Here is an 11,240-nt window from a genome sequence, read left to right as displayed (position 1 = left end):
TTAGTCCAATTCGCTTACCCTAGCCTTAATTGCCTTAGACGCCTCCTCAAAACCAGGCTTATCGAGTAGGGCAAACATATTCTTCTTATACGCCTCCACCCCTGGCTGATCAAATGGATTGACCTCCAGTAGATAGCCACTAATACCTACCAACTTCTCGAAGTAGTAGAATAGCTGACCTATATTATAGGCATCGAGACGCTCAATACTCATCTGCACCACAGGCACTCCACCATCTAGGTGAGCCAGCATAGTGCCACGCTCCGCCTGTTTATTAACAAAGTCGATACGCTTCCCCGCGATGAAGTTCAGCCCATCCAGATTCTCCTCATCGGTAGGTATCCGACACTCCTTTTCCTGCTCCTCTACGCTAATAAAGGTCTCAAAGATGGTGCGTTCGCCTTCCTGTATCCACTGACCCATAGAGTGGAGGTCGGTAGAAAAGTCCACAGCGGTTGGGAATAGCCCTTTATGCTCTTTCCCCTCGCTCTCTCCGAAGAGCTGCTTCCACCACTCATTCACGTAGTGCATCTTAGGATGGAAGTTCACGAGTATCTCTATCTTCTTGCCCGAGCGATATAGTGCCACACGGGTAGCGGCATGCTCCTCGACCATTTTAGCGCCTTCTGTTCCCAGCTGAAGCGCTTGCTCCATTGCCTGAGCTCCCCTTACGAGTGCTGTAATATCGAAACCAGCGGTAGCGATTGGCACCAATCCAACTGGCGTAAGTACGCTAAAGCGCCCACCTACATTATCAGGTATTACGTAGCTCTTATAACCCATCTTATCAGCGAGACTACGAAGTGCGCCCTTGGCTTGGTCGGTTATAGCTACAATGTGTTCGCGTGCGAAGTCGGCGCCCTCTTGCTCCTCCAGCAACTGCTTCAGTAGTCTGAAAGCCACTGCAGGCTCAGTAGTGGTACCGCTCTTAGAAATATTGATGAGTCCGAACTTGCGACCACGGAGTAGCTCAAGTAACTCCGCCATATAATCCTCAGAGATATGATGCCCAGCATACAGCAGACGAGCGCCCTCAGCTGGCTTCACCTGAGCAAAGGCATCGCTCAATGCCTCTACCACAGCTTTGATACCAAGATAGGAGCCACCGATACCTATGGTCACCACGAACTCGCAATCCCTACGCAGCCTATCGGCAGTAGCCTGAATGTCTCCCAAGAAAGCATCCGTGATGCTCGATGGTAACCCTACCCAGCCTAGGAAGTCACTGCCCTTACCCTCGCCAGTAAACAAACTCTTGTGACTACTCTCTGCCAGTGGCAATAGGGTCTCGTATGTTGTCTTTACGCCATTTTCTCTAAGCGCATTACCTAATCTTACCTTCATAATCTATGTCAGTTTCAAACTTAAATTCCTAAAAGTATCCTTTGCCTTCTCCTTATTGTAGAGAAGGTCATACACCGCTTCAGCTATCGGCAAGTCCACCTTGTACTTCTTATTTAGCTCATTGATACACTTCGCACCATAGTAGCCCTCAGCCGTCATCTCCATTTCGGCTTGAGCTTGCTTCACCGAATAGCCCTTGCCAATCAGCGTCCCCAATGTACGGTTACGGCTATACCTACTATAGCCTGTTACTAAGAGGTCGCCCAGGTACACCGAGTCGTTGATATTTCGCTCGGCACTAGATGCCCGTGCTAGGAATCGTGCCATCTCCTTAGTAGCATTGGAGATCAATACCGCTTGGAAATTATCGCCCATCCGTAGCGATTGGCAGACGCCCGACGCTATCGCATAAATATTCTTCAGCACGCTACCCAACTCGATTCCTGTCACATCACTGCTCACCTTGCAGAAGGTATAATCACTCTGGAAGACCTTACTCAGCTGCTCTGCTCTACGCACATCGCTGCACGCCAACGTAAGGTAGCTCAGCCTATTCAACGCTACCTCCTCGGCATGAGTAGGTCCACTGATAACGCCGATCTGCTCATCAGGTACCCCAAGAGTATCTCTAAGATAGTCCGAGATGACTACATAATCATCGGGGATAATACCCTTAATAGCATTGAGGACAAACTTGCCTTGTAGCGATCCCTTCTTCGCTTTCTCCAGAATACCCTTGATATATGGTGATGGTGTCACCAGTATCAGCGTATCCGATGCCTCCACAATACTAGGAATATCAGTAAAGAAGTCAATCCGCTCCGTATCAAATAGCTGAGTAGTAAGATAGATGGGATTGTGCTGAGACCTACGGAACTGGCGTACGGTCTCGCCGAAACGGAAGTACCAATTGATCCGCTCCTCTCGCTCCATCACAATCTTAGCGAGTGCTGTAGCCCAGCTACCGCTACCTATGATGCCTATGCGCCCGGGCTCCCAATTATTCATTATCCTGTTGCTCTTCGCTCTTTGCCTTAATCTCTGGCTTCATCTGAGGGAAAAGGAGTACCTCTTGGATACTCTCCTGTCCTGTAAGAAGCATCACAAATCTATCCATACCGATGCCCATACCGCTCGTAGGTGGCATTCCGTACTCAAGAGCACGCACAAAGTCTTGGTCGATGATCATCGCCTCATCGTCGCCCTTCTCCGAGAGTCGCATCTGCTCACGGAATCGCTCGAGCTGGTCAATCGGATCATTTAGCTCGGAGTAAGCGTTGAGCAATTCCTTACCATTCACCATTAGCTCGAAGCGCTCAGTAAGCCCCTCCTCACTACGGTGCATCTTGGTTAGTGGCGACATCTCCACCGGATAATCGATGATATATGTAGGCTGGATAAAGTTCTTCTCGGCTTTCTCTCCGAAGAGTTCGTCAATCAACTTACCCTTGCCCATTGTCTCATCCACCTCGATACCCTGAGCCTTACAAGCTGCTCTCAGTTCCTCCTCGCTCTTGTCCTTAATATCGAAGCCTGTATACTTGAGGATAGCTTCGCGCATAGTCATCCTTGGGTAAGGTGCCTTGAAATCAATCACCTTATCACCTACCTGAGTGGTCGTAGTACCATTGACCTGAATGGCAATATACTCGAGCATCTGCTCAGTCATCTCCATCATCCAATTGTAGTCGGTATAAGGTACGTACACCTCCATAGCGGTAAACTCTGGGTTGTGTGTACGGTCCATTCCCTCATTACGGAAGTTCTTGCTAAACTCATACACGCCATTGAACCCGCCTACAATCAGGCGCTTCAGATACAACTCATTGGCGATACGCAAATATAGTGGTATATCGAGCGCATTGTGATGTGTCACAAACGGACGAGCCGAAGCGCCTCCAGGGATACTCTGTAGTATAGGGGTCTCGACCTCTAGGTAACCGCGAGCATCAAGGAACTCCCTCATGGCCTTAAACGTCTTGGTACGCTTCACGAATATATCTCTCACACGAGGGTTTACCACAAGGTCGACATACCTCATGCGATAGCGCTGCTCTGGATCGCTAAATGCGTCGTACACCACACCATCCTTCTCCTTCACTACTGGGAGTGGGCGAAGTGTCTTAGATAGAATCTTTAGCTCCTGCACATGTATAGAGACCTCACCCATCTTGGTACGGAATACAAAGCCCTTTACCCCAATAAAGTCACCGAGATCCAATAGCTTCTTGAATACCGTATTGTATAGTTCCTTATCTTCTCCAGGAGCGATGTCATCACGAGTCACATAGAGCTGGATACGACCAGTAGAATCTTGTAGCTCACAGAAAGAGGCTTTACCCATCACGCGGCGCATCATCATACGCCCTGCCATAGACACCTCCCTCACGGGAGCATCGTCCTGAAAGTTTGCTACAACCTCATCAGCATAACCTGTAACTACAAACTCCTCTGCAGGATAAGGGTTAATCCCCATATCCTTTAGCTTCCGAAGACTCTCCCTCCTCAATACTTCCTGCTCGCTTAGCTCTCTTGTACTCATATATCTCTTTATAATATAAATGCAAATCAATAGCACCCTTTGGGCACACCATACACTTTGCCACAAATTTACCCAAAATAATCGACTATATCCGTAAGGGCACAATATATAAAAAGGAGACTCGCCCCTATGCAGGACGAGCCCCCTTGTCTCTATTACGCTAATCCGTAGATTAGAAGCGGTAACCTAGGGTAACGAAGAAGCTAGTGTTATTATTCTTCGTACCAGCCTTGATACCTAGGACATCAATATCAGGAGTGATGTCGTAAAGACCTACCTGAGTACCTACAGTAAGCATAATACGGCTGTACTCTACACCAGCACCTACCTGGAGACCCCAGTCGAATGCACGTAGACCGCCAATCTCCTTACCTAGGATGGTTGTCTTCTTGAATGGGTTGTAGGTATCAGTCTTATCACCATACTTTGCAGAGCCACCAACACCGTAAGCTAGATATGGACCAGCGTTAACGAAAGCGTTGAGCCTGCTGTCTACATCAAAACGTAGGTTAGCTAGGATAGGAAGGTCTACATAGTAGCAAGAGTTACTAACCTTCTCCTTATCACCATAAGCAACACCCTTCATAGAGAAGTTAAGACCTGGCTGAACACTTAGCTGCATGGTACCACTAGTAAGTACAGGCACATCAATTGCTACACCAGCGCGAGCGCCTGAAGCGATCTTAGCGTTATCAAAACCAGTAACCTTCGAACCCTGATAACCAGCGCTTACGATAATACCTGGGCGTGACTGTGCCATCGCACCAATAGCGAAAAGTGAGCTCACAAGAGCTGCAAAAATAATCTTCTTCATAAATGTCAAATTCAAAAATTAAACATAGGAGAGCCCTACTCTATATAAGTCGAGGCTTCATCCCCTTAGCAATCGAAAGCAAATGTAGGGATAAAAAAAGTAAAGTTGAGTAGAATCCGCCAACATTAACACACATTAAACGACCATTTAACGACTTAGCAAATATTTAATGAATTACACTACTATACACTTGATAATCCTAACTCAAAAGTCAACCACTCAGTACGCATAGTCAAGCAAACTAGTACGTAGAAGTCAATAGACCAGTAAAAATCAGGCTCATAGGGGCAAGCTGACAGTCGAATCTATTCGACAAAAGTCAACTATTCCAGTAAGTAAAACACATAAGAAATACACTCTACATGCACCTTTGATAGACACCGCACGAGCCATCTCCCCAGAGTCCATGAACCGCCTCTAGTATAGGCAAGACCATTTAATATATACTAATTGGCGCATTTGATATATATTAATTACCCCAATTAGTATATATTAAATTTGTCAATTAGTATATATTAAATGGTCATACACTCTACCAAGCTGGTTCAAGCCATTGGTATAGAGCGTCCTATGGATAGGGGCATCAGGTTTATCTCGATAATGTGCTATTGGAGAAATAGAGCGTTGCCCGAGTGACTAAAAAGAGTTAGCTTTGCGCTGCAATAAAGCAGCATAGGTGGCTTACTTATACTGCGCATCTATTTATTCTCTCGCAAGGGGTGCCGCTCTGAAGCTCGCTTCAAGGGTAGCTGAGATAAGACCCTCCGTACCTATTCGGATAATGCCGATGTAGGGATGCGATTGTCGGAACCGCTCCTGTAGGGTCGACCAATCCTTTTATCTTATCCTCCCCATACCGAGTAGCCTAAATAGCTACAGATAGTAGGTCACAAGTATTAGTAATGCTATACAGAATGATAAAGGATAGATTTATGACAAAGATTCACACTTTAGCCAAGCAATGGCTTCCCGGAATGGCTTCCCTACTGATGATAGGGGTTCCTACTGCGCTTTGGGCACAGGAGCAGGTACAAATGGAGCACAAACTGGATGAGCTCGTCATCGTGGGTACTCGCCCAGGGGAGCGCACACCTATTACTAAACAGAAGATAAAGGTCAAAGCCCTTCAGCGCAAGACCACAGCATGGGATATACCTTCCCTATTACAAGGTACCCCTTCGCTCATCACCACAAATGAGAGTGGTGTATTTGGCGGCTATACCTACTTCTCGATTAGAGGGGTAGACCCTACGAGAGTTAATATCACGGTGAATGGAGTTCCTGTAAACGACTCTGAGAGCCAGACGGTATTCTGGGCAAATATGCCCGACTTTGGTTCGCGCCTTCAAGACATCGTCGTGGTGCGTGGTGCCGGTGCTTCTTCTTTTGGCGCAGGCGCTTTTGGTGCCACTATGGATATGCAGACCGCTATGCCCTCTCGCAAGGCAGGTGGTAGCATAGGCACCTACTGGGGTTCTTTTGGGCTCAATCGTAATGTACTCAGCCTAGAGACGGGCAAACTAAGCAGTGGATGGAGCCTAAATGGTTACCTCTCTTACATCCAGAGCAAGGGGTATGTAGATAGGTCGGGTGGTCATGGTCTCTCCTACTTTGCCCAAGCTAGGTATGAGGCAGATAAGTACGACTTCCGCCTCATACACCACCGTGGCATTCAGCAGACAGGGATTGCATGGAACGGGCTAGAGCCTCAGCAAGAGGAGAAATATGGTAGGAGGTTCAACCCTGCAGGGTGGATCAATACGGACGAAGCGGATCCAGCCAAGCATCAGTTCCACAATAATACCGACAACTACGACCAAAGCCATACCTACGCTATATTCCGCCGCTTCCCGCAGGACAACTTCAAGTACGAAGTCACCCTACATTACACTTGTGGCAAGGGTTTTACCCACGAGTATCGCACTGGTCGGAAGTACCGCGAATACGGACTAGTGCCAGCTACAGATAAGCGCAAAAACACACTCATCAGGGAGAAGTACCTCGACAATCACTTCTTCGGAGGAAATGCCAACTTCGGTTACACCTTTAGCCGTGCTAGACTCTCTGCAGGATTCTCTGCCAACCACTATATGGGCGACCACTACGGCGAGCTCCCTTATGTAGCTGACCCAACTGTCGCATACGTACCCAACCAAGAGTATTACCGTAATCACTCCACTCGTACCGATGCATCTATCTACGTGAAGGGAGAGTTCGACCTCTCCGAGAGACTCATGCTCTACACTGATGTAATGTATCGCCACGTATATGCTGTGATGACTGGCTCTACTGATAAGTGGAGCGACCACGATGGTAAGCTCGATATCTTGGATTACAAACTGCCTTACAACTTCGTACTCCCAAAGGTAGGACTACACTTCCGCCCCAATAGCGCAAGCAACCTGTACCTATCGCTTGCCACTGCGGGCAAGGAACCCAATCGTAAGGTGTATACCGAGAGCCGCCAATACGACGAGGAGGGCAAGCAGATAATGCCACAGCCAGAATACATGGCAGATATTGAGCTGGGTGGCGACTGGCGCTACCGCAACCTCTCTCTATTCGCCAACCTCTACTATATGCACTATAAGAACCAATTGGTACAGAATGGCAAGATGAGTGACGTAGGTGAACCACTCCTAATCAATGTACCTAAAAGCTATCGCGCAGGACTTGAGCTTGGCTTCAATTGGGCAATTACGCCTCAGCTCGTCTTGGCAGCAAATGGTACCCTCTCAAGCAATAGAGTGCTGGAGCACACCCATATTGAGTACAACACTACTACTAAAAAGCCAGAGGTAACGAAGCTCAATAATACACCTCTTGCACTGAGCCCCGAATGGCTCTTCAACCACTCCCTCACTTGGATGCCTATAGATAGGCTATCCCTAGCACTGAGTGGCACATACGTGGGCAAGCAGTTCCTAGATAACACGGGCTTTGAGAGCCGCGCGCTCCCTGCCTACTACACGGGCTCCTTTATGGCTAATTATGCTGTCCCATTTAGCAACGGGCAAGAGCTAGCACTACAGCTGCAGGTGCTCAACCTATATAACAGCACTTACGCGACCAATGGTTGGGCTGGGGGCTATGCCGAAGTACAGGATGGTAAGCTACAGCGCAAGGCCTGGACAGGCTACTTCCCAGCAGCTCCAATCCACTTTGTAGCTGGTGCTACACTTACCTTTTGATAGAGATATTCTTGTCCATAACGAGGATTATGATTATCTTGACGTCGATTTTGTAAATATCACACACATTATAATTAACTCATACGATGAAGAGAACTCTTTGGAAGGTAGCTGCCTTCTTGGGCATTACCGCTGTAGGAGCGAGCGTCACCGCAGATGCTTGTTCGGATCTGATTGTAGGACCTAAAGCCTCTGCGGATGGCAGCATATACATCAGCTATGCAGCTGATAGCCATACGCTCTATGGCGCATTATACCACTGGCCAGCTGCGACATGGACTGCGGGTAGTATGCTCGACGTTACCGAGTGGGACTCCGGCATGTATACCGGCAAGATAGCTCAGGTAGAGCGCACCTACAATGTAGTGGGCAATATGAATGAGAAGCAGGTAGCTATCACCGAGAGCACCTGGGGCGGCTGCGATGTATGCCAGAAGACAGAGGGACTGATGGACTATGGTAGCCTTATCTATATCGCACTCCAGCGCTCTGCTAGCGCCAGAGAGGCAATCAAGGTGATGACTAGCTTGGTAGACACTTATGGCTACAAGAGCAGCGGAGAATCCTTTACCATCGCCGATAAGAACGAAGTCTGGGTTATGGAGATGATTGGTAAGGGCGCTGGCGAGAAGGGTGCCGTATGGGTGGCTATCCGTATCCCCGACAACGCCATATCTGCGCATGCCAACCAAGCACGTATTCAACAGATACCTTTCAAGGATAAGGCAAACTGTATGTATAGCCCCGACGTAGTAGACTTCGCTCGTAAGAAGGGTCTCTACAAGGGTACCGACGCAGACTTTAGTTTCCAAAAAGCCTACAACCCATACGACTTCGGCGGTCTCCGTGGTTGTGAAGCACGTGTATGGTCTTTCTTCAATCGCTTTGCCGATGGTATGGACAAGTACCTCCCCCTAGTGATGGGCAATGAGCCTGATGCAGAGCCTATGCCTCTGTATGTGGTGCCTAACCGCAAGCTATCTCTCGCCGATGTGCAGAACATGATGCGTGACCACTACGAGGGTACTCCTATGGATATGACAAAGGATCCAGGTACTGGCCCTTACAAGGTGCCATACCGCTGGAGACCTATGAACTTCGAGGTAAATGGTCAGACGTATGTCAATGAGCGTGCTATCGCTACGCAGCAGACTGGCTTCGTACTCGTGGCTCAGCTTCGCAAGGATTTGCCCGACTACGTGGGCGGTATCCTTTGGTTTGGCGTAGACGATGCAGATATGACGCTCTTCAAACCAATGTACACCTCTATGACTCGTATCCCTTGGAGCTTTAGCGAGGAGAATGGCTCGATGACCAAGTTCTCATGGACTTCTGCCTTCTGGATGCACAACTGGGTAGCCAATATGGCGTATGGCAAGTATAGCTATATGATTGAGGATATCCGCAAGGAGCAGCAGCGCATTGAGGGACAATGGCAGGCTATGCAACCAATTGTGGAGAAGCAGGCTATGGCTATCGCAAAGGATCAGGGCGAAGCCGCTGCCGTGGAGTTCCTTACCAACTACTCTTGTAACATCGCAGATCAGTCTACCAGTGACTGGAAGAAGCTCGGTGAGTATCTGATGGTGAAGTACATCGATGGCAATGTCAAGATAGAGAAGGACGGCAAGTTTGCAGAGGAGCACGGCATAGTAGTCTTCCCTAAGCAACCAGGCTATAGCCAGGAGTACTATGACCAGGTAGCTGCAGGTGAGAATGTAGAGCACCTCAAAGTACCGGGTAAGAAGTAATCCACACCCTAGCGGACAGAGGATAAGTGGCTATGCAGCGGTGCTGTGTAGCCACTTATTATTTTGCCTTCGGCAGTCTACACATTGATAATATGGTGTGGGATAACAAAGACTGTTACTCATTACGATGGTATATATCTACTTTTTCTGTAAGTTTGCCCGTAGATAATAGTTCAATAGTTATATGGATAAGAGCTTCGACCATAGGCAAAAAGCAATACTAGCGGGCGTGACGACCATCACTACATTGCTGATGTTTTACTTCGGATTCAACTATCTCAAGGGCATAAACATATTCAGTAAAAACGTCAGTTACTATGCAACCTTCGACAATATACAGGGTGTGGATAGATCTACTAAGGTGTACGTCAATGGCTACCGTGTAGGAAATGTTAGGAAGATTAACTTCGACTACGAAGGCTTCAATGGAGCTGTCGTAGAGCTATCACTAGACTCCTCTCTAAAGATTCCGCGCGGATCGAAACTGGTTATTAAGAATAACCCTCTGGGCGGTGGCTCCATCACGCTACTACTACCTGAGCAGATTACCGATTATCTCGCAAAAAACGACACCTTAAGAGGTGAACAAGCGACAGATATGATGGCTAAGCTAACGGATGAACTTATACCTAATCTTAATGCCGCAGTACTATCGCTCGACACACTAGTGGGGAGTGTGGATGGCTTGGTTAAGAATCCAGATATCACAAAGACACTAGCGCAGCTTAATGCTACCACAAGTGCCCTACAGGGGTCATCAGTAAAAATCAATCACATGATGGATAGACAGGTGCCCGAGATTATGAGTAATGTGGAGCGCTCTACGGAGTCGATTCAGAAGGTTGCGGGACAGGTGGCGAACGCGAACATAGAGAAGACGCTCGCAGAGTTTACACAAGTGGTCAGCGATCTCAAGAAGCTATCGGGGCAATTGGCAAATGAGGATAGTAGTCTAGGGCTATTGCTCAATGATAAGGGGCTCTATCAGAGATTGGACGCTGCGGCACTCTCTGCCGATAGTCTACTGAAGGACATCCAGAAGAACCCCAAACGCTACGTTAGTTTCTCGGTATTTTAGTCTCAAAGAACGTAGACCGACCTCTTGGCATATAGGGGGGAGGGAACGAAACGGAGGTGGGTTGTGTGAGGAGGGTATCGATGTATATTATTATAGACTAGGCAGTTGAAAGATATTTAGGGATGGATGTGGCAAAAAACGAAATGTTCATTTTAGTTGATTTTGTGTTGATTTTGGTGAGTGGTGATCGAATGATGATCGAATGGGTGTTAATTGGTTGATGTAAAGAGCTGGTAGGAAGGCATGATTTAGGGGGCAAAAGTGCGGTAATATGCGCTTTTGCCCTTTGTTGTGCTCAATGGTTTAGTGGTGCTCGAATAACGTATTATAGGTGATTTTCGGAGGGGTAAAAAAGAGGTACTCGGCGACGCTTCGAGCAGCGCTTTTTTGTCTTGGGGGTGCACTTGGGGGTGCACTTGGGGGTGCATTCCGAATTGTTAAACCAAAACGAAACGTATAAGTAGGGGGTGCGGTAGGGGGTGCAAATGTTGGTATCTTTTTTAGGGGTAAATATGGTCTT

Annotated in this window: 7 protein-coding genes and 1 riboswitch; of the genes, 3 read left to right on the top strand and 4 right to left on the bottom strand. The window is 47.9% G+C overall.

The features are described 5' to 3' along the window. The 4 genes from A3GG_RS0111135 to A3GG_RS0111120 form a co-directional block, all read right to left on the bottom strand. Entirely contained in the window at window positions 1-1,347 is a 1,347-nt protein-coding gene (locus A3GG_RS0111135; RefSeq protein WP_428829150.1) for a glucose-6-phosphate isomerase, read from the bottom strand. Further along, window positions 1,348-2,352, bottom strand: a complete 1,005-nt coding sequence (locus A3GG_RS0111130) for an NAD(P)H-dependent glycerol-3-phosphate dehydrogenase (protein WP_018359362.1) — start codon at window positions 2,350-2,352, stop codon at window positions 1,348-1,350. It lies immediately after the preceding gene. Further along, complete coding sequence (lysS, locus tag A3GG_RS0111125) at window positions 2,345-3,886, bottom strand: lysine--tRNA ligase (RefSeq protein WP_018359361.1); 1,542 nt, start codon at window positions 3,884-3,886, stop codon at window positions 2,345-2,347. Before lysS ends, A3GG_RS0111130 begins: the two co-directional genes overlap by 8 nt. A 172-nt stretch (window positions 3,887-4,058) precedes the next feature. Beyond that, a complete protein-coding gene (locus A3GG_RS0111120) occupies window positions 4,059-4,700 on the bottom strand; it encodes a porin family protein (protein ID WP_018359360.1) in 642 nt (213 codons plus the stop codon). 705 nt (window positions 4,701-5,405) lie between these two features. After that, a riboswitch (TPP riboswitch) is annotated at window positions 5,406-5,513 on the top strand. Window positions 5,514-5,632: 119 nt separating this feature from the next. Between A3GG_RS0111120 and A3GG_RS0111115 the strand changes: the two genes are divergently transcribed. The 3 genes from A3GG_RS0111115 to A3GG_RS0111105 all read left to right on the top strand — a co-directional run bounded on the left by A3GG_RS0111115 (window position 5,633) and on the right by A3GG_RS0111105 (window position 10,720). Further along, on the top strand, window positions 5,633-7,891 hold the full coding sequence (locus tag A3GG_RS0111115; RefSeq protein ID WP_248637685.1) for a TonB-dependent receptor: 2,259 nt from the start codon (window positions 5,633-5,635) through the stop codon (window positions 7,889-7,891). Between the two features lie 86 nt (window positions 7,892-7,977). Further along, complete coding sequence (locus tag A3GG_RS0111110) at window positions 7,978-9,642, top strand: dipeptidase (RefSeq protein ID WP_018359358.1); 1,665 nt, start codon at window positions 7,978-7,980, stop codon at window positions 9,640-9,642. Between the two features lie 184 nt (window positions 9,643-9,826). Beyond that, a complete protein-coding gene (locus tag A3GG_RS0111105) occupies window positions 9,827-10,720 on the top strand; it encodes an MlaD family protein (protein WP_018359357.1) in 894 nt (297 codons plus the stop codon). The last annotated feature ends 520 nt before the right edge of the window (window positions 10,721-11,240 follow it).

It is taken from the genome of Porphyromonas levii DSM 23370, assembly GCF_000379925.1.
Taxonomy (GTDB): domain Bacteria; phylum Bacteroidota; class Bacteroidia; order Bacteroidales; family Porphyromonadaceae; genus Porphyromonas_A; species Porphyromonas_A levii.
Note: the sequence above shows the minus strand (reverse complement) of the source record. Positions and strands in the feature narration are given on the sequence as shown.